Origin of the sequence: Pseudomonas sp. P7758 (genome assembly GCF_013386485.1) — a bacterium.
Lineage (GTDB): Bacteria > Pseudomonadota > Gammaproteobacteria > Pseudomonadales > Pseudomonadaceae > Aquipseudomonas.
On the sequence record NZ_JACARS010000011.1, the window covers coordinates 1 to 20,505 of the forward strand.

At 61.0% G+C, this 20,505-nt stretch carries 15 protein-coding genes; 8 read left to right on the forward strand and 7 right to left on the reverse strand.

Annotated elements, in window-relative coordinates:
• The 5 genes from HX873_RS02125 to HX873_RS02145 all read left to right on the forward strand — a co-directional run.
• Window positions 1-2,232: BapA/Bap/LapF family large adhesin (locus tag HX873_RS02125; protein WP_256349553.1), on the forward strand; the 2,232-nt coding region annotated here is incomplete at its 5' end.
• Between the two features lie 182 nt (window positions 2,233-2,414).
• Window positions 2,415-3,812 carry a TolC family outer membrane protein gene (locus HX873_RS02130; protein WP_177122299.1) on the forward strand — a complete coding sequence of 466 codons (1,398 nt, stop codon included), beginning with the start codon at window positions 2,415-2,417 and terminating at the stop codon, window positions 3,810-3,812.
• Window positions 3,809-5,992 carry a type I secretion system permease/ATPase gene (locus HX873_RS02135; RefSeq protein WP_177122300.1) on the forward strand — a complete coding sequence of 728 codons (2,184 nt, stop codon included), beginning with the start codon at window positions 3,809-3,811 and terminating at the stop codon, window positions 5,990-5,992. The genes HX873_RS02130 and HX873_RS02135 overlap by 4 nt, the downstream gene beginning before the upstream one ends.
• Window positions 5,993-6,018: 26 nt before the next feature.
• Window positions 6,019-7,209, forward strand: coding sequence for an HlyD family efflux transporter periplasmic adaptor subunit (locus HX873_RS02140; RefSeq protein WP_087693464.1), 1,191 nt, complete (start codon window positions 6,019-6,021; stop codon window positions 7,207-7,209).
• 35 nt (window positions 7,210-7,244) lie between these two features.
• The gene (locus tag HX873_RS02145) at window positions 7,245-8,108 is read left to right on the forward strand and encodes a S9 family peptidase (RefSeq protein ID WP_102368030.1); all 864 of its coding nucleotides are present in this window, start codon (window positions 7,245-7,247) and stop codon (window positions 8,106-8,108) included.
• On the opposite strand, the gene HX873_RS02150 is transcribed toward HX873_RS02145, so the two are convergent.
• From HX873_RS02150 to HX873_RS02160, 3 genes are all read right to left on the reverse strand, one after another.
• Window positions 8,105-11,158 (reverse strand): UDP-N-acetylmuramoyl-tripeptide--D-alanyl-D-alanine ligase, encoded by a 3,054-nt coding sequence (locus HX873_RS02150; RefSeq protein ID WP_177122301.1) that lies wholly within the window; start codon window positions 11,156-11,158, stop codon window positions 8,105-8,107. The two genes, HX873_RS02145 and HX873_RS02150, sit on opposite strands and share 4 nt — an antisense overlap.
• A gap of 238 nt (window positions 11,159-11,396) precedes the next feature.
• A complete protein-coding gene (locus HX873_RS02155; protein WP_003212332.1) occupies window positions 11,397-11,597 on the reverse strand; it encodes a hypothetical protein in 201 nt (66 codons plus the stop codon).
• Between the two features lie 557 nt (window positions 11,598-12,154).
• Entirely contained in the window at window positions 12,155-12,499 is a 345-nt protein-coding gene (locus tag HX873_RS02160) for a cupin domain-containing protein (RefSeq protein WP_003212331.1), read from the reverse strand.
• A 389-nt stretch (window positions 12,500-12,888) separates the two neighbouring features.
• On the opposite strand from HX873_RS02160, the gene kynB reads away from it, so the two are divergent.
• Together kynB and kynA are read left to right on the forward strand one after the other, a co-directional pair.
• Entirely contained in the window at window positions 12,889-13,539 is a 651-nt protein-coding gene (gene kynB, locus HX873_RS02165; RefSeq protein ID WP_087693454.1) for an arylformamidase, read from the forward strand.
• Entirely contained in the window at window positions 13,536-14,393 is an 858-nt protein-coding gene (gene kynA / locus HX873_RS02170) for a tryptophan 2,3-dioxygenase (RefSeq protein WP_008436669.1), read from the forward strand. The genes kynB and kynA overlap by 4 nt, the downstream gene beginning before the upstream one ends.
• 177 nt (window positions 14,394-14,570) lie before the next feature.
• Here kynA and HX873_RS02175 read toward each other — a convergent pair whose 3' ends face one another.
• The 4 genes from HX873_RS02175 to antA form a co-directional block, all read right to left on the reverse strand.
• Complete coding sequence (locus tag HX873_RS02175) at window positions 14,571-15,971, reverse strand: amino acid permease (RefSeq protein ID WP_177122302.1); 1,401 nt, start codon at window positions 15,969-15,971, stop codon at window positions 14,571-14,573.
• A gap of 71 nt (window positions 15,972-16,042) precedes the next feature.
• Complete coding sequence (gene antC / locus HX873_RS02180; protein WP_087693453.1) at window positions 16,043-17,050, reverse strand: anthranilate 1,2-dioxygenase electron transfer component AntC; 1,008 nt, start codon at window positions 17,048-17,050, stop codon at window positions 16,043-16,045.
• Window positions 17,051-17,220: 170 nt separating this feature from the next.
• On the reverse strand, window positions 17,221-17,712 hold the full coding sequence (gene antB, locus HX873_RS02185; RefSeq protein ID WP_003212320.1) for an anthranilate 1,2-dioxygenase small subunit: 492 nt from the start codon (window positions 17,710-17,712) through the stop codon (window positions 17,221-17,223).
• Window positions 17,712-19,103, reverse strand: coding sequence for an anthranilate 1,2-dioxygenase large subunit (antA, locus tag HX873_RS02190; RefSeq protein WP_003212318.1), 1,392 nt, complete (start codon window positions 19,101-19,103; stop codon window positions 17,712-17,714). Before antA ends, antB begins: the two co-directional genes overlap by 1 nt.
• 313 nt (window positions 19,104-19,416) lie before the next feature.
• Between antA and HX873_RS02195 the strand changes: the two genes are divergently transcribed.
• Window positions 19,417-20,415, forward strand: a complete 999-nt coding sequence (locus HX873_RS02195) for a helix-turn-helix domain-containing protein (protein ID WP_008436676.1) — start codon at window positions 19,417-19,419, stop codon at window positions 20,413-20,415.
• Window positions 20,416-20,505 lie beyond the last annotated feature (90 nt).

A 20,505-nucleotide genomic window follows, 5' to 3' on the forward strand; every position in this document is an offset into this window, starting at 1 on the left:
GATGCCGATGCTGATGCGGACGCCGATGCTGATGCCGATGCTGATGCCGATGCCGATGCCGATGCCGATGCCGACGCGGATGCGGATGCGGATGCGGATGCTGACGCCGATGCCGATGCCGATGCCGATGCCGATGCTGACGCTGATGCGGATGCGGATGCGGATGCGGACGCCGACGCCGACCTCGAAGCCTTCGACGACCTCGCTACCGGCGAAGTAACCATCAAACCCGTAACATCCAACACCGGCCTGGCCGATATGCGCGTGTTCACCCTGTTGGGTGTCGGCGGCATCATTCTGGGCGATCACACCAAGCAGCAGGAGTTCTCGGTTGCCGAGGGTTCCAGCGGAACGCTGAACCTGCAGTTTGCCCAGGCCGACCTGGTCTCGCTGTTGGGCGGTGGCTTCACTGCCACGCTGGAAGTGAGCGACGGTGCCGGTGGATGGTTGCCGGTGCAACAAGGCAGCAACGGTTCGGGCTTGCTCGACCTGTTGGGGCTGTTCGGACAAAGCTCCAGCGCCAAAATCGAAGGCCTGGAAGCCGGGCAGTATCGCTTTACCCTCAAGCTCGACCCCAACCTGGTCAGCGTTGGTGCAGGGGCCACGGCCAAGTTGAGCGTCACCAATGACAGCCTCACCGACTTCACCGGGGAAGCAGGGCCGGATGTCACCGGCAACGTCATCACCGACCCGGGCATTGGCGGTAAACCGGATGAACCGGGAACCGGCGGGCCAGTGAAGGTGCAGGTCGAGGTCAACGGCGAATTCGTCGATGCCGACGCCACCACCGGCACGGTGCTGCAGGGTCAATATGGTCAGCTGACCATCTTCGCCAACGGCGAGTACAAGTACACCCCGAACGGCGATGTCGCCAGCATCGGCAAGGTGGATGCCTTCGAGTATCACCTGGTCAATGGTGCCGGTGCTTCGGCCTCGGCAACCTTGTATGTGCGTATCGACAGCCCGAGTGTCAACGTGGACTGGAGCGCTACCGATCCATCTGCGCCCGGCGTGATCAACACGGTTGCCAATGATGACCTGGGTTCGGCACAGATCGACATCGTCAACCTGGTCACCCAGGCCGACCTGGCGACCCTGAGCTACAACCTGGCACTGCTCGGCAGCAGTTCGGGTACGGGTGCCGAGATCAACGTTGCCACGGGCACGACCGCAGAGCTTGCGATCAACGTCACCGTCACCGGCATTGCGTTGTTGCCAGGCACGACCGTCAATCTGCAGAAGTTCATCGGTAACGAATGGGTCACGCAGCAGACCACTACCCAGGCGAACCACACGTTCCAAGGGTTGGATGCCGGGACCTATCGCGTGATCGGGACGACCGGGGCCGTGCTGTCGCTGAGTGCGCTGCACATTGCGCAGAAGCTCACTACCACCTCCCTCACGGAGTTCGTGACCGGTGCAATGAGCAATGCGACTGGCAACCTGCTGTCCGACAGCTTGTCCGGGCCGGATGTCCTCGGTTCGCCGCTGACGGTACTCAGTGTGCTGGTCAACGGGGTCTATGTGATTCCTGGGCAAACGGGGACGAAAATCAACGGTGACCACGGCACATTGACCGTGTTTGCCGATGGTAAGTACGTCTACACCCCGCATGCCGGGCTGACGCTGGACGAGATTGGCCAGGTGGATAAATTCACCTACAAGCTCACCACGCCAACCGGCCAGGAAGACACCGCCGACCTCTACGTGCGCATCGACTCGCCGGATCGCGACCTGGTCTGGGACGACGCCAACCCGGGTGCGCCAGCCACTGAAGGTGCCGGCATTGCCGCTGCCCACAGTGCGGTGGACCAGGCGGCGGATGACGGCGCCAACGTTGACGGCGATCACCACGATGCCGTGGTGACCGACGACACCGACTTCACCCATGTCGATGCTGGCGCGGGTGCAGACGGGTTGTTGTGGGAAGGCGGCGATGCAGCCATCAACCTCACCGACCTGATTGGCACAGTCAGCGGGGTGCACAGCATCGACCTGAACGATGTCAGCGCCGTCGACCTGACCCTGAGCCTCGAAGACCTGGTGTCCATCACCGGGCCTGAGTCGGATCGCTTGATGATCCAGGGCGACGATCAGGACAGCGTGCACCTGACAGGTGACTGGAGCGCCGGTGCGACCCAGGTAGAGAACGGTCTTGAGTACGTGATCTACACCAGTCCGGAAGATGAAACCCATCAGCTCTGGGTACAGAGCGGCATCAGCGTGGTGTAACGCCACCCTTGCCGGCCGGGCCGCAAGGCCCGGTTTTCCCTACCAACGGTAATGCAGCGATGGGCCGTGACGTCAGTCACGGTCCGTTGTTGTACTCATCAGGTTTGACAACAGTCAGGTGACTAGCAGTGAGGCAAAAGAGTTTGGCCAAGCAGCTGTCTGCCGTAATTCTGGCAGTCGCAATGATCGCGCCCGAGCGTGCGCCGGTCATGGCAGCGTCGTATATCGACGATGAAGAACGCGTCAACATCATCAGCCCGAGCAACCTGGGCACACATTTACCCGGCGGGCCAACGGGCGTCAGCGCACCGGTGGCACCCGAGCACGTCATACCGAGCAACCTTGACCTGACACGCGCCATTCAACTGGCGGTGGAATGGCACCCGGCAATTTCCGAGGCGATCGGCCAGCTGTACCAACAAAACGAGAACGTGAACATCGCCCGTTCCGGTTATTACCCGCAAGTCAGCGGCGGCTTCAACTCCGGCTACGACAGCGGCCTGAGGGGCAACGGCCAGAGCCGTGCGTTTTCGTTGTCGGCGTCGCAGATGCTCTACGACTTCGGCAAGGTCTCAAGTTCTGTCGACAGTGCGCTGGCGCGGGTCAGTGCCAGCCAGGCGTCGGTGTTGCTGTCGATCGATCAGGTGGCGCGCGATACCTCGTTCGCCGTGATCGAACTGCAGCGCTCGCAGTTGCTGGTGCAACTGGCTCGCGAGCAAATCGACGGCATTTCGGCGATTGCAGAGCTGGCCAAAAAGCGCAGCGACATGGGCGCCAGCACCCGTTCGGACCTGATCCAGGCCCGCTCGCGGGTCGAGGCCTCGGTGGCGACGCAATTGCAATTCACCGCGCAATTCAATCGCTGGCGCAGCACGTTGAGCAGCCTGCTTGGGTCGCAGGCGCCAGTGAGCGTGGCGCATGGTTTTCCGGCAAGCCTGGAGCAATCCTGCGTGGGCGTGGTACCCGATGCGGCAGTCACGCCGACCCTGCTGATCGCCCAGGCGCAGCGCGTCGATGCGCTGGCGCTGATTGCGCAAGCCCGTGCCGAGGCGTTGCCGACCGTGTCGCTGGACCCGTCCATCACGCACTACCTGGACAACAACGACGACAGCAACGTCCCCGGCGGCCGCGACCGTACCCGTTATGGCGTATTTCTCAACGTGAAAATGCCGCTGTACCAGGGCGGCGCAATCACCGCTCGCAAATCCGCCGCGCAACAGGCCCTGCGTTCCGCCGATGCCGCCAACGACGCCGCGCGCCTTGCGGTTCGCCAGGGGTTGCTGGAGGCGCGGGATCAAATCTCAAGCCTCAGCCAGCGGCTATCCACCCTGGATTTTCGTGAGCGCAGCATCTCCGAAACCCGCGACCTGTATCGCCAGCAGTACCTCGAACTGGGCACACGGCCGTTGCTCGACCTGCTGAATGCCGAGCAGGAAATTCACCAGGCACGCATGGACCGGGAAAACACCGCCGCTGACCTGCGCCGCCTGAAAATCGATTGCCTCTACAACACGGGCGCACTGCGCACGGCGTTCCACCTGGACAACAGCACCCTGCAAGGTGTGGAGATTCGGCCATGAATGATGCTGTGATGCTTGCGGACGAAACCAACGCAGTACAAACACCGCTGAACCCGGCGCCCGCAGTGGATTATGAAGTGTGGCTGGAGGCCGTCCTGAGCGTGGCCCGGCATTACCGCCTGGAATGCTCGGCCCAAAGCGTGCGCATCGCTGCACAATGGACCGAAGGCGCCTCGGTGGAAGAGGTGGTACGGCAGATGGCCCGCCAGGCGGGGTTGAACTGCGTGATTGCCGACTTCAGCGAAACCACGCTGATGCAGCGCCAATTACCGGTGGTGCTGCAATTTGCCGACGGCCAGGTGGGTGTGCTCGAAACCCTCGGCGACGGCGACAACCTGGGCATCGCCTACAGCGGCGACGGCGGCCTGCAAAGCCGGCTCACCCGCCAGGACCTGTTGGAGCAAGCGCGCAAGAGCGTGATTCTGCGACCCATGGCGGCAGTGCGTGACCGGCGTGTCGACGACTACATCAAGCCTTACGAGAAGGCGTGGTTCAAAAACATCGTGCTGCGCGACCTGCGGCCCTATGGCTATGTGATGCTCGCTTCGCTGGTCACCAGCGTGCTGGGGTTGGCCGGGGTACTGTTTTCGATGCAGGTGTACGACCGGGTGATCCCGGCCGAATCCATGCCCACCCTGTATGTGCTGTTTGGCGGGGTGATGCTGGCGCTGGTGTTTGATTTCATCATGCGCATCACCCGTGTGCGCATCACCGACATGCTCGGCAAACGCGCGGATCTGCGCGTTTCCGACCTGGTGTTCGGGCATGCCATTCGCTTGCGTAACAGCGCCCGGCCGAAGTCCACCGGCTCGTTCATTTCGCAGCTCAAGGAGCTGGAGCAACTGCGTGAGCTGATCACCTCCAGCACCGCCACGGCGCTGGCCGATCTGCCGTTCTTCCTGCTGTTTCTGGTGATCTACTGGTTGATCGCCGGCCCGCTGGTGGCGGTGCCAATGGTGGCTGTGCTGTTCCTGATAGTGCCCGGGCTGTTGGCGCAGAAAAAACTCGCGGCACTGGCGAATGAGTCGATGCGTGAAAGCTCGTTGCGCAGCGCCATGCTGGTGGAGACCATACAAGGCCTGGACGACATCAAGGCGTTGCAGGCCGAACAGCGCTTCCAGCAACAATGGAATCACTACAACGCCACCTGCGGCGACGCCAGCCTGCGCCTGCGCATGCTCACCAACAAACTGGTGGCCTGGAGCAACAATGTGCAGGGCTCGGTGTTTGCCGTGGTGGTGGTGTTCGGTGCGCCCATGGTCATGGCCAGCGACATGACCACCGGTAGCCTTGTCGCGGCGTCGATCCTGGCGTCGCGGATGATGGCGCCGATGTCCCAGATCACCCAGGTGCTGACGCGCTGGCAGCAGGCCAAGGTTGCGCTGCAAGGCCTGAACCGGATCATGGAATTGCCGGTGGACCATCCCGAGGGCAGCAAGCGCGTGCACCTGCCGGTGATCAAAGGCCAATACGCGCTGAGCCAGGCCACATTCCAGTATTCCGACGATGCCCCCGTGCCGGCGCTGCGTGTGGCCGACCTGAAGATCCAGCCGGGCGAGCGCATCGCGATTCTGGGGCGTAACGGCGCGGGTAAATCCACGCTGTTGCAGGCATTGGCCGGGATGCTCGACCTCAAGGCTGGCACCATCAGCCTGGATAGCGTTGCCCTCAGCCACATCGACCCCGCCGACGTGCGCCGCGACGTGGGGCTGATGACACAAAACTCGCGGCTGTTCCACGGCACGCTGCGCGACAACCTGATCATGGGGGCGCCGCATGCCAGCGATCAGGAAATCCTCCAGTCCCTGGCGCTGACCGGTGCGGGCGACTTCATCGGCAAGTTCGCCGACGGCCTGGACCACATGATCCTGGAAGGTGGCCTGGGCCTGTCGGGCGGGCAGCGTCAGTCGCTGCTGCTGTCGCGGCTGATGATTCGCCAGCCGCATATCGTGTTGCTCGACGAGCCCACCGCGTCCCTGGATGAAGCGACCGAGCGCCAGTTGATCCACAACCTCGACCGCTGGGCGGCCCATCGCACGCTGATTATCGCCACGCACCGCATGAGTGTATTGAGCCTGGTGAATCGGGTGATCGTGGTCGACAACGGCCAGATCATCGTCGATGACAGCAAAGCCAACGCGATTGCGCGCCTGTCCAAACCGAAGGGGAAAACCCAGTGAAAAGCCCTGCGCCGAAAACCATACCCCTGCTCGCCACCGAAGACGAAGGCGCCCGGCATACCCACGACGGCGTGGATGAACGCACCGTGGTGCGCGCCACGCGCGTGGTGGGTTGGGTGTTTGTCATGCTGATTGCGTTTGGTGCCTGGGCCTACTTTTTTGAAGTGGACGAAGTCTCGACGGGCAGCGGCAAAGTCATCCCGACCTCGCGTGAGCAAATCATCCAGTCGCTGGAAGGCGGCATCGTCACGGAATTGAATGTGGGGGAGGGCGATATCGTCAAAAATGGCCAGACGTTGGCCAGGCTTGACCCGACCAAGACCGAATCCAACTTTGATGAAAGTGCCGCCAAGTACCGGGCGTCGCTGGCCAGCGTCGCGCGTTTGCAGGCCGAGGTAGACGGCAAACCGTTACTGTTCCCCCCGGAACTTGAGCGTTACCCCGCACTGGTGCGCGCCGAAACCGACCTGTTCAACACTCGGCGCAAGGGCCTCGAAGAATCGTTGGCAGGCGTGCGATCGTCGCTCGGGCTGGTGCGTAGCGAGCTGGAAATCACCGAAAACCTGGCCAAGGTCGGCGCCGCCAGCAACGTTGAGGTGTTGCGCCTCAAGCGCCAAAAGGCCGAGCTGGAGTTGAAACTGACCCAGGCCCGCTCCGAGTATATGGTGCGGGCCGGTGAGGACCTGGCGAAGGTCAATGCCGACGTCGAGACGCTGTCGTCAGTCATGCGCGGGCGCTCCGACTCGGTGACTCGCCTGACCCTGCGCTCGCCGGTGCGCGGTATCGTCAAGGGGATCGAGGTCACCACCATCGGCGGGGTTATCCCGCCCAACGGGCGCCTGATGCAGATTGTGCCCCTGGATGAGCAGTTGTTGATCGAGGCGCGTATCTCCCCGCGAGACATCGCCTTTATCCATCCCGACCAGGTGGCCAAGGTCAAGATCACCGCCTACGACTACGCCATTTATGGCGGCATGGACGGCAAGGTCGTGACCATTTCTCCGGACACTATCCAGGACGAGGTCAAGCCAGAAGTCTTTTACTACCGAGTGTTCATTCGCACCGACGCTGACACCTTGAAAAACAAGGCCGGCAAGTCGTTTTCGATTGTGCCTGGGATGATTGCCTCGGTGGATATCAAGACCGGCCAGAAAACCGTGCTCGACTATTTGATCAAGCCCATGAACCGTGCGCGGGAGGCCTTGCGCGAGCGTTAGGCGAGGTGGCTGTGGCCAGGTTTGCGTTGTGGTGGATGCTGTTGTGGGCCGGCGTACCGGGCGCGTGGGCCCTGAGTGAGGGTTCGACACCGTTGCTTTGGAACACCCCGGCCGACCAGTCGACCTGCAACCAGGTCGACTCTTCACTTTGGGTCGAGTTGGCCGGGGGCGATGAGTGCATTCGCTATTTTTCCGGGGCGGTGCTGAGCCGTGCGCCCGTGGTAATCGTGATGTTTCATGGCGACCGCAACGTGGAAATGCACCGCTCGCCCGAGTCGATCCGTGGCAATACCCTGGCCGCCAAGGCCAGGCAGGCCAAGGCCCTGAGCCGGCGTGCGGGCGTACCGGTGGTGATTGTGGCGCGACCTGGCACCTACGGTTCCAGCGGCAACCATGGGCAGCGGCGCCAGGCGCGGGAATTCATTGTGCTGGACGCTGCGCTCAACGAGCTGCGCAAGCGTTACGGCATCGGGCAGTTTGTGTTGCTGGGGCACAGCGGCGGCGCCACGGTGGCCGCGGCGTTGTTGACCTTGGGGCGTACCGATGTGAAGTGTGCAGTGATGACTTCCGGCGCGTTTGCCCTGGTGCAGCGCGCGCAGATGTTGCGTCAAAGCAAAGGCCTGCCTTCGCGTCCGGGACGTGACACCAATGGTTTATTGCACCCCTACGATCCCCTGGAGCACATGGCCGGCATTGCCGTTGCGCCTGCGCGGCAGTTGTTCGTGATTGGCAGCGTGGATGACCAGGTAACCCCATTTGTGTTGCAGGAGCGTTTTTACCGGGCGTTGATTCGCGCCGGGCATCAGGCGCAGTTGGTCAAGGCGCAGGGTGTGCCTGCGATGTTTCACCAACTGCGCAATGACATTGGCCTGAAGACAGCAGCGGGCTGCGCGGGCTAACCCGCCGGCACCGCCTGTTCGGTCGTGTTCAGCCAATCACAGATCTGCGACAACCCGGTACCACCGGAGCTTTTCACCAGTACCCAATCCCCCGCCTGGAACCACTGGCCGGGGTGGCGCGCCAACGCCTGGCCTAATGCCGTGGCATCCTCGAACCACTGCACTGACAGCTCACTGCGCAGCACCCGGTACACCTCATGCATCAGCGGCCCGCACAGCACCAAATGCCGGGGCGCCGCCGCGCGCAGCGAGTCAGCCAGTTCCAGGTGGTAGCGCTGGGCGTCGGGGCCCAGTTCCAGCATGTCGCCCAACACTACTACCCGGTGCCGCGAGGCCACGGGCAGGTCGGCCATCGAGCGCAAGGCCGCAGCCATCGAGCCGGGGTTGGCGTTGTACGCATCGTTGATCAGCTGGAAATGCCCGTCGGTGCATTTGATCGAGCGGATATTGCCGCGACCTTCCACCGGTTGGAAGCCGGTCAGCACTTCCAGTGCCTGGTCGGCGTCAAGCCCCGCGGCGAACAGCGACGCCAGCACCCCCAGCGCGTTGAGCACCATGTGTCGGCCGCGAGCACTCAGGCTGAAATCCAGCCGTTGCGTGTCACGTTGCGCGGTGACGTAGACCCGGTCGGCCTCGCTGCACACGTCGAGCAGGCGCACATCGGCATCAGCGTGTTCGCCATAGCTGGTCACGTGCAAGCGCGCGACTTCGGCGGCCTGGGCGAACACCTCGTAGTGCGGCATATCGCGGCACAGCACCGCGTGCCCACCCGGTGCCATCGAGCGGAAGATCGCGCTCTTTTTACGCGCCAGGTTTTCCAGGGTGCCATGGTATTCCAGGTGCGCCGGAGCCAGCCCGGTCACGATAGCAATGTGTGGGCGCACCAGCTCCGAGTTAATCGGCATGCGGCCCACGGCCATTTCCAGTACCCAGAATTTGGCCGGCCGGGGCATGCTCGCCAGGTTCCAGGCGATCCCATGGGGCAGGTTGGCGTTGGCCTCGGTGTGGCCCACTTCGCCCCAGTGTTTCAGGGCGTGGCCGAGCATGGCGACCACGGTGGTTTTACCGAAGCTGCCGGTGACGCCGAACACCTGGCCAGTGAATTGCTGCCTGGCGTATCGACCCATTTGCAGCATGGCCTCGCTGGTATCGGCGACCTGTAACACCGGCAGGCCGCTGTCCAGGTAGGGCGTCGGGTCTACACACAAGAACGCCGAGGGGCGCCGCTCAGGACTGGCCTGGGCCCAGCGCAGCGCCGACTGCACTTCGTTCGGTCCCACCTTGCTGGGGTGCCGATTGAGCATGCGCTGGGGTTTGAAAAACTGCATGGACGGCGTCAAACCCGACGTGTACCAACCGGGCGGCGGCTGTTTGGCCCAGGTGCCGTGTGTCACCCGAGCCAGGGTGTTGGCGTCCCAGACCCAGCCGAGGGGCGCTGCGTCCTGGGCCAGGCTCACTTGCGGCGCGCCGTCGAGCAGGTAGCGGTGGTAGGCAATCAGCCCCGAGAGGTAATGCTCCACGTCGTCGATGCGCACCCTGAACGCGTGGTGACGGATAAAAAACGAACCGGCAATGCGCGCAGGATTGGCGAAATACATCGCCGTTTCCGGCCAGAAATACCCGTTGAACAGATAGCGCGCACGATGATGCAGGGCGCGGTAAAACGCGTGCAGGTCGATCTCGGTGAGCAGGTGGCGCAATTGCGCTTGCTGGGCGATGCGTTCGAGCATCTGCTGCGCAGCCATCATCAATTCCAGTAGCGTCGGAAAGGTGGTGATGCGCTGTTGCACGAACCCCAGATAACCGGCGACGTTATTCAGGCCGAAGCGGAAATACTTTTCGTCAGGTCGGTAGCGGGTCAGTTCGTTCACGCAATAGCTGAGCCAGTGATCGTGCTCGCGCCAGTGCTGTTTTTCGATGAAGTAGTCGAAGGCTTTTTCCACCACGGTTAACCAGCGCTCATCGCCGGTGAGGCCGTAGAGGCGGATCAACCCGAACGCGGCCTCGCCGTCATAGTAGATGATCCGGAACGCCTCTTTGACGGTAAGGTCACGGCCATGCAAGACGTGCACGAAGGCGCCGGTGGTCGCGTCCTGCATCCAGGCCATGCCATTGGCCAGGGCTTCCAGCACGGGTAGGTAGTGGCGGGTGCCGGTGACTTCGCTGTATTTGACCAGCGCCAACAAACACACGGCATTGCCGCCCAGTTTGATCTCGTCACCGGTGTCCAGCAGATACGCCGCCACACTGCCGTCGGGCAGCACGTAGGACTTGATCAGTTCCTGGGTAAGGTAGGCCAGCGAGCGGTCGATGGCGGATTTAAGCGCCTCATCGCCGGTCAGTGCCCAGGCCTCGATCATCGAATAGGTGGTACTGGCGTGGCGCAGGGTGTTGTAGTTTTTTATCGCCCGGTCAAAGCACGGGAAGTAGCCGTAGACGAACTGGCCGCTGCCCTGCACCTGAGTGCTCAGGTAGCTTGCGGCGCTGATGATGCTCGCCTTTACCATGCCGGGCTCCAGCGCTGCGAGGGTGCGCCAGCCGGTTTCTGTCGGGCCAGGGTTCAGCGGGTGGGGCACGCCGTCTTCGGCACAAAAAACGCCCTTGGTGTCGAACAGGAACACGGGGGTCTCGGGTTCAAGTGTGGCGATCAGGTCGGCTGTATTGAGCCCGGTAAAACGGCGCCTGGCGTACACCGAAAAATTGCCGGCATTGAAGCTCGCGTGATTGATAGCGTTGCCGCCATACAGGATCGCGTTGGCGTTCAGTTCCTGTTCGGTGATCGCGATGTGCAGCGCCGCATCGAAGGCGATGCCGCGCCGGAAGTAATTACGCTTGTGGCGCTTGAAGCGCGCATTGAGTTCGGCCCAGGTGATGGCGGTTACGTTGATCGCGCATTCGACGCGTATCCATGAACGTTCGACGATGTTGCCTGACTGCGCACGGTCTCGTTCGTAGGCTCCCTGCAAGCGCTGCACACCGGTTTGCCAGGCGGCTTCGAAGTTATCTGCCGTGATATGAAAAACATGCGCGCGCTGGGTGCCGTCGCTCATGGAGAAAAACAAGGTACAGGGCTGCGCGGTGTCTGATGATACAGCAGGCCCATTCATTTCTTTGCTTAGATGAGCATAACAAGCAAGCCATTGCTGTTTCACAGGCATAGTTCATCACCAGTTTTTAACTTGGAGAGGGGGGCGCGCAGTGTTCATGATTAAACTGCGCGCCAGCTGATAAATAAGCAGAAAGTTATGCCGCACAGTTTTATAAAGGCAAATTAACCAGGCTTATATATCAAGAGCAGAGCGATGAATCCTCTTTCTCCGGCTCCAGCACGGAGGGCGGGACTTGGCTCTCGTATTGCTGGAGATGGTCACGAATCAGCTTGCGAATAACCTGAGAAATAGTAAGGTCAACTTCCTCGGACAGCGACTCCAGACGCTGCTTGGTCGGGAAGTCGATGAGAATGGTCAGACGTGTTGTTTTTTCAGGCATTTTCTTGATCCTTTTGCAAAAGCGCGGTCTCGACTGCCGCGTGCAGTAAGTGCTGGAAGACGTGTGGAGTCCTTAGAACAAACCAATGGGGTAATCAACTGATTCATTGGAGTCTAATTCAAATCGCTGCGCGTTTTCCATCAATGTGCAGTGAAGGTTGCGATTATGTGAAGTTCTGCACCTTCTCCGTACCTCTTATTATCATCGGGTTATAATGCTATGAGATTCGAGTATAGACCGGTTGCAAGAAAGCTATCTTAAAGTGTAGGGGGTGTCAAAAGTCAATCTTATCTATAACTAAAGTAGTGGTTGTACTGTTTGGTGAGTTTGACTATGTATTTTGCGCATTACGTCATGAGATTTTTTCAAGAACTTGGTGCTCTCAATATTCTGTCACAAAATACTAATTGATTGTTTTCGAATATCAAGGGTTGTTGTCACGAATAACAGCGATTGTTATTGGAAGAGGGGCAGGGAGGTGCTGCTTTTATCAGAAGGGCGCGACGGTCGTCGTTGAGGTAAAAGGGGCCAGGGCGACCCCTTTCCAGGAGGTGGGATCAGGCAAACACAAAATACTTACGCACCGTCTCGACCACTTCCCACGTCCCCTTCATCCCCGGCTCCACCACAAAGATATCCCCAGCCCGCAAATGGATCGGCTCCAGGCCGTCCGGGGTGATCACGCAGTAGCCTTCCTGGAAGTGACAGTATTCCCACTTCACATACTCCACCCGCCATTTGCCGGGGGTGCAGATCCAGGTGCCCATGATCTTGCTGCCGTCCTCGCTGGTGTAGGCGTTGAGGTTGACGGTGTGCGGGTCGCCTTCGAGTTTTTCCCATTTGCAGGCGTCCAGCACCGGCAGTGGATGGGTGTCGCGCAGTACGGTGATTGGCTTGGACATGATGATTCCGAGGCAGTGGAAGGTAAGTCCGAACCCTATCGCCTTGGGCGGCCCGCCAGTGGTCTGGACTCGACATCGGGATGCCCAGAAGCGCAGTCATTTGCACAGCCGTGAGTCACCGCCAACCTCTGTGGGAGCCGGGCTTGCCCGCGATGGCGGAGTGTCAGGCGATGGAAGGGCACGCTGTGCCGACCTCATCGCGGGCAAGCCCGGCTCCCACAGGGGATATTTGTTGTTTGAAGGATTGAGTCAGTACGAAATATCTGTGCGCCAATCAGCCATTTCCTCGCAGTAAGTGCGAAAGATTTCCCGCTTTGCGCTGGAATTCGCAAGAATATTTACAGCCGGCCCTCGTATCATTCACCCCAGTAACGACCGAGAGCCTTGAAATGAATCCAATAAAAACGTGGTGGGACATCAGCCCGCCCTTGAGCACCGCGACCCCGACCTGGCCGGGTGATACGCCGTTTCAGGAAGAGCGGGTCTGGCAGTTCGGCCCCGAGTGCCCGGTGAATGTCGGACGCATCACCCTGTCGCCCCACACCGGCGCCCATGTGGACGCGCCGTTGCACTACAGCGCGGACGGCGCGCCGATTGGCGAAGTGTCTCTGGATGTGTACATGGGCCCGTGCCGGGTGCTGCATTGCCTGGGCAGCGGCGCGCTGGTGCAGCCGCATCAGTTGGAAGGCCGCCTGGAAAACCTGCCGGAGCGTGTACTGTTGCGCACTTATCAACAGGCGCCGCTGGATGCCTGGGATTCGAATTTCACCGCCGTCGCCCCGCAAACGGTCGAGTTGCTGTTCAGCCTCGGTGTGCGCCTGATCGGTATCGACACACCGTCCCTGGACCCGCAGCAGTCCAAGACCATGGACTCCCACAACGCCGTCGCTCGGCATGGCATGGCAATTCTCGAAGGCATCGTCCTCGACGACGTGCCGGAGGGCGATTACGAGTTGATCGCGCTGCCGCTGCGTTTTGCCAACCTCGATGCCAGCCCGGTACGAGCCATTCTCCGCCCGCTCAAGGAGCCCACGCGATGAGCCAGTGTCCTTTCTCCCCTGACTACCAGCCGCCGGAAGAATGGCATAACGCCGAGCTGAATTTTTCCGAGTCCATGAGCTACGGCGACTACCTGGACCTGGGCAAAGTGCTCAGCGCCCAGCACCCGCTGTCGCCGGACCACAACGAGATGCTGTTCATCATCCAGCACCAGACCTCGGAGCTGTGGATGAAGTTGATGCTCCACGAACTCAAGGCCGCCCGCGAACACGTGCGCCTGGGTGAGCTGCCGCCGGCGTTCAAGATGCTGGCGCGGGTGTCGCGGATCTTTGACCAGTTGGTGCACGCCTGGGCGGTACTGGCGACCATGACGCCGTCGGAGTACAAGTCGATCCGCCCGTACCTGGGGCAGTCGTCGGGTTTCCAGTCGTTCCAGTACCGGGAAATCGAATTCATCCTCGGCAACAAAAGCGCGGCGCTGTTGCGGCCTCATGCCCACCGGCCGGAGTTGTTGAAGGAGCTGCAGGTGGCGATTGCCACGCCGTCGCTGTATGACGAGGCGATCAACCTGATGACCAAGGCCGGGCTGGCGATCGACCCCAAGCGCGCCGAACGCGACCCGACGGCGCCAACGGTTCACGATGATTCCGTGGAGGCGGCGTGGCGCGAGGTTTATCGCGATCCGAGCCGGTATTGGGACCTGTACCAATTGGCCGAAAAGTTTATCGACCTGGAAGATTCCTTCCGCCAGTGGCGCTTCCGCCATGTCACCACCGTGGAGCGGATCATCGGCTTCCAGCCTGGTACGGGCGGCACCGAAGGCGTGGGCTACCTGCGCAAGATGCTCGACACCGTATTGTTCCCCGAGCTGTGGCGAGTGCGTTCTACGCTGTAATCAAGGCCCAACAAAAAGCCCCGGTACTCATCAGTACCGGGGCTTTTCATTTGGAATACGATCAAAATGTGGGAGCGGGCTTGCTCGCGAAAGCGGTGTGTCAGTCAATATATCAGGTGACTGACACGACGCCTTCGCGAGCAAGCCCGCTCCCACACAAGCCTGCTCCCACATGGGTTATTGCGATGTTACTGCCTTCGCGTTATTCAACCGCAACCGGTACGCCACATAGATGATCCCGACCCAGACCGGAATCGCATACACCGACGCCCGTACACCCGGAATCGCCAGCATCACGCAGATGATCATCAGCATGAACGCCAGGCACAGGTAGTTGCTGAACGGGAACCAGAAGGTCTTGAACGACGGCACCACGCCTTGCTCGCCCATGGCCTTGCGGAACTTGATGTGGGTCAGGCTGATCAGCGCCCAGTTGATCATCAACGAGGCAACCACCAGCGCAAACAACAGCTCCAGTGCGTCATGCGGCGCGACGTAGTTGATCACCACACACAGCAGCGTCACCAGGGCCGAGATGCCCAGGGCACGCAGCGGCACGCCTTGCTTGTTCAACTTCATCAGCGCTTTCGGCGCGTCGCCCTGCTCGGCCAGGCCGAACAGCATGCGGCTGTTGCAGTACACGCCGCTGTTGTACACCGACAGTGCCGCGGTCAGGACCACGAAGTTGAGGATGTGGGCGGCGGTGTCGTTACCGATCAAGGAAAAGATCTGCACGAACGGACTGCCGCTGTAGGCATCGCCCGACGCGCCGAGGGTTTGCAGCAGTTGATCCCATGGGTACAACGACAGCAGCACGGTAAGGGCGCCGACGTAGAAAATCAGGATCCGGTACACCACCTGGTTGATCGCCTTCGGGATCACCTTGCGGGGTTCGCTGGCTTCGGCGGCGGTAATACCCACCAGCTCCAGGCCGCCGAACGAGAACATGATGAACGCCATGGACATCAACAGCCCCATGCCGCCATTCGGGAAGAACCCGCCGTGGCTCCACAGGTTGCTCACCGAGGCCTGCGGGCCGCCGGTGCCGCTGAACAGCAGGTAGCAGCCGAGCACGATCATGCCGACAATCGCCACCACCTTGATGATCGCGAACCAGAACTCGGTCTCACCGAAGAACTTCACGTTGAGGGTGTTGATCAGGTTGACCAGCACAAAGAACACCACCGCACTGACCCAGGTCGGAATTTCCGGCCACCAGAACTGGATGTACTTGCCCACCGCTGTCAGCTCGGCCATGCCCACCAGCACGTAGAGTACCCAGTAGTTCCAGCCGGCGAGGAAGCCTGCGTAACCGCCCCAGTACTTGTGGGCGAAGTGGCTGAAGGAGCCGGCCACCGGTTCCTCGACGATCATTTCGCCCAGCTGGCGCATGATCAGGAACGCGATGAACCCGGCTACCGCATAGCCCAGGATCATCGACGGCCCCGCCGACTTGAGCACGCCCGCCGAGCCGAGGAACAGCCCGGTCCCGATCGCCCCTCCCAAGGCAATCAGCTGAATATGCCGGTTCTTCAGGCCACGCTTGAGGCCCACCGGGTTAACCATGTCATCCGCCATTAACATTCCCTTCTACTTGTTTTTTTCAGGGTTGATCGCACACCGAACCAGCCCCTCATACCGCTGAGGGGTCAGATATTACTCTCGGTAAACTTTTCGTAATACAGCTGAACGCCATCAAGTGCCTGATCCAGCAGCCATTGTTTGATGGATTCGACCATCGGAGGGGGGCCGCAGACGTACATATCTGCCGATTGATCCCGCAATTCGGCCAGGTCGAAATGCTCGGTGAGGTAGCCGCGTTTGCCGGCCCAGTCCGAAGGTGGGTCGCTGAGTACCTCGGTGTAGCGAAACCCCGGGATCGTATCGGCGTAGGCTTTTATGCGTGTTGCCTCGCATAAATCGGCCGCACCCCGCACGCCGTAATACAGGTGCACCGGCTGTTGGCAGGTGCTGGCGGCCAGGTCGTCAAGCATGCCCAGCAGCGCCGATAAGCCGGTGCCACCGGCCACCAACACCAGCGGTTGGGTGACGTGCCTGAGGTAGAAGGCGCCCAGTGGCGCTTCCAGCAGCAGTTCATCGCCGACCTGGCAGCGTTCGCGGATGTAGTTGCTCATCACGCCATCGGGCAGCAGGCGGATCAGGAACTGCAACTGATTGCCCGGGCGGTTGGCGAAAGAGTAGGAGCGCCAACTGTCGGTGCCGGGAATCGACAGGCGGGCATATTGGCCCGGCAAAAAGTCCAATGGGCGTTCAAGCTGCAGGTGCAGGATCGCGGTGCTGGCCGAGACCTGTTGCACTTGGCTCACCGTACTGCGGATTTGTACTGGCCCCGGCGCGTTGCACAGGCTGGAATCAAAATCGAAGTAGAACGCCGCATCGGATTGGACCCGGGTCTGGCAGCTGAGCATTTTGCGTTGTTGCAGATCGAGGCTGGAGAGGGCTTCCTCGTCTACGTAGTCCTGGGTGAAATCGCCGGACTCGCAGCGGCCCTGGCAGGTGCCGCATACGCCTTCGCGGCAGTCGAGCGGGATCTTGATGCCATTGCGCAGGGCTGCATCCAACAGGATCTCATTGGCGCCCACCGGGAAAAACAGGGTCTTGCCGTCGGCAAAACTGAAGGCCACTTTGTGATTCATTCGCAGAACTCCGCGAGTTTGATTTTCTATGCCTGCGATTTACCTGTGGCGAGGGAGCTTGCTCCCGCTGGGCTGCGCAGCAGCCCCAAAAAGCCGGGAGCGCTACGCACTGGAGCGCCAACCCGGTCCAGCGGGAGCAAGCTCCCTCGCCACAGGTGTAATGCATCAGGTCACAGGTGATAGAAATCCAGCACCGAGTTGATGGTGTCGTTGAGCAGCAGCGCATGCTTGCGGGTGATCAACCAACTGTCGCCATCGGGCTTGAGGCTGTAAGTGGCGCTGCCGTAGAACTGCTCCGACGTCGCCAGCCGATAGAACAACGTATGCCAGTTCAACTTCACCTCCAGCAGCCCGTCCGGTTGCTCGGCAATCCGCACGTTGTTGATCAAATGCAGCGTCCTCGGCATCGGCGTGGCCGACGCGGCCTTGCCCGTGCGCAGGCGAAACACCCGATCCTCCAGCCCCGAGCGGTTGGCGTAGTAGATCAACGACATTTCGCGCTTCGGGTCGCGGGTGTAGACATGTTCCGAATCCCACTGCGGCAGGTGGAATTCACTCTGCGGGTCGAACAACTGCACGTAGGCGTCCCAATCCTGGGCATCGCACAGCTCGGATTTACGATAGAAAAACTGCTCGATCCGGTACTGCAATTGCGCATTCATCATTCCACCTCCCGCAGTTTCAGGGCTTGCTGGTCGAGTCCGTCCAGCAGGAATTTCTGCCAGTTGCGGTGCTGGTTGACGTACAGCCCTTCGTGGGTGAATTCGGTGCCGGTCATCGCCGGCTGGATACCGATGGATTCGCTGTTGGGTGTCGGCCCGGTTTCCCAGCGATGGCTGCCGCGGGAGATATCGCTCCAGCGTTCCAGGCGGCCCTGGAAGCCGCGCTGGGCTTCGCGAAATTCCACCAGGTCATCCGGCGTGCCCATGCCCGAGACGTTGAAGAAATCCTCGAACTGGCGAATGCGGTTTTCTCGGTCGGCGTCAGACTCGTTCTTCACCCCCAGGCACTGGCTGATGATTTCGGTCTTGTTCCACGCGATGGGCCGGATGATCCGCAGCTGCGAGCTGATCTGGTCGAGGAAGAACAGGCTTGGGTAGATGTTCAGGTTGCGCAGGCGGTGCATCATCCATTCGGCTTTTTGCTGGCCGTGTTCTTCGATCAGGCGCGGCATGATGGTGGCGTAGCCCGAACGCACGGTGGGGTTGGGCATGTCGCTGAACAACAGGCTGTGGCCATTGTTGAAGGCGAACCAGCCGTCATCGGTGTTCGCGTCGCCGGCGCCGAGTTTGCTGTAGTCCAGTGTCGTGCCCGAGCCGGTGCCGTTTTCCGTATTGACCTGCTGGCGATGCTGCACCGTGGCCACGTAGTTGTAGTGCACGGTGCTGACGTGATAACCGTCCAGGCCGTTCTCGTTTTGCAGTTTCCAGTTACCGTCGTAGGTGTAGGCGGACTTGCCCGGCAGCACTTCCAGCTCACCGGTGGCCGATTGGGCGACCATCATGTCGAAGAACACTTTGGCGTCGCCGAGGAAATCTTCCAGGCTGTTGGTGCCGTTCACGTCGAGGCTGATGAAGACGAAACCCTTGTAGCTCTCGATCCGCGCCTTTTTCAGGCCGCGAGTGGCCTTGTCGAAGCCTTCCGGGTATTCCCCCGGCGCCTTGACCTTCACCAGCCGGCCATCGCTCTTGTAGCACCAGGCATGGAACGGGCAGGTAAACGTGGACTGGTTGCCCTTGCCAACCCGGGTCAGGGTGGTGCCCCGGTGCTGGCAGGCGTTGATCAGCGCGTTGAGCTGGCCTTCGCCGTCGCGGGTGATGATCATCGGCTGGCGCCCGGCGCGCATCGTCACGAAGTCGTGCTTGTTGGCCAGTTCGCTCTCGTGACAGGCATAGATCCAGTTTTTTTCGAAGATCAGCTCCATTTCCAGCTCGAACAACTCCGGCTCGGTGAACATGTCCCGGGCGATGCGGAACACCTCATCCACCGGACGGAAGTCCAGGCAGCCTTCGATAAAGCTTTTCCACTGCTCGACGCTTCTTGCACCACTCATGGGAGGCACCTTTTTTGATAATGGCTAGACGGGTAAGCCATTAAGAGGCTGCGGCGGGGCACCGGGCTATCCGGTTAATGGGGGAAGGTGGGCCACTTAGTTGGGCACGAAATACCCACGGCGGTGCAGGACGGTGGCGGAATGCGCTACTGTCTTGCAAGGCGATTGTCGGAAAAGTCTGCTTGTTATCCACTTAGTCGACGGTTGCTATCCACCCAGTGGCAATGCCGCTGGCGTGGCGCAAAACTTGCTGTCGATCTACCAGGACGCGCCGTCAGAGCGCGCCGGCCACAATTGCCGTGGGTGCCCCGTGATGAGTAGCAATACACGCGATATACGTATCGAGCGCTTCGACCTTGAAGGCGCCTGCAGCTGGATGTCCGGCATTTGCGGGCCGCACCGCCTGCAAACCGCGACGCCGGAGCGCATCCGCTTTCACCACAGCGCCAATGTGTTCAAGTCCCGCGCCACGACGCTGGGGATTATCGAATACGGCACCGATGTCACCATCGACATTGAAGACGCCGAGCACTTCAGCAGCTACAGCCTGACCCTGCCGCTGGTGGGCGAGCAGGAACTGAGCAAGAACGGCGTACGGCTCAGCTCCAACCGTGACCAGGGGGTGATCATTTCGCCCAACGAACATCAGGTGCTGGAGATCTCGGGCGACTGCCGCAAGTTGCAGGTGGTGATCACCCGCGCGGCGATGAGCGAATCCCTGGAAGGCCTGCTGCAGCGGCCGATTGAAGCGCCGCTGCGCTTCGAGTCGGCGATGGACGCGGTGGACGGCGCTTCCGCGTCGTGGTGGCGCATGGCGCGGTATTTCATCGCCGAACTGGAGCGCAGCAGCGAGCTGTATGACCAGGTGGCGTTTACCCGGGACCTGGAAAGCTCGCTGATCAAGGGCCTGATCCTGGCCCAGCCGAACAACTATTCCGAAGAATTGCGGGACGTGCTGGGGGTGAAACTGCCGCACTATTTGATTCGTGCCCGACAGTACATCCACGACAACGCCCGGGAAGCGGTGCACCTGGAGGATCTGGAGGCGGCGGCGGGCGTGTCGCGCTTCAAGCTGTTCGATGCCTTCCGCAAATACTTCGCCCTGTCGCCCATGGCCTATCTGAAGAAATACCGCCTGGGTGCCGTGCGCCAGCAAATCCTCGAACATGGCTCCACGCGCACCATCTCCGAAATCGCCCTGGGCTGGGGCTTTACTCATCTGGGGCGATTCTCGGCCGAATACCGCAAGCTGTTCGACGAATCCCCCAGCCAGACCCTGCAACGCAACGACGCCCGGCGCATGCGGGGGTGAACACCTTACGCAAAAACAACGGAGATCAACTGTGGGAGCGGGCTTGCTCGCGAATGCGGTGCATCAGCCAACTCATTCGGTGACTGACAC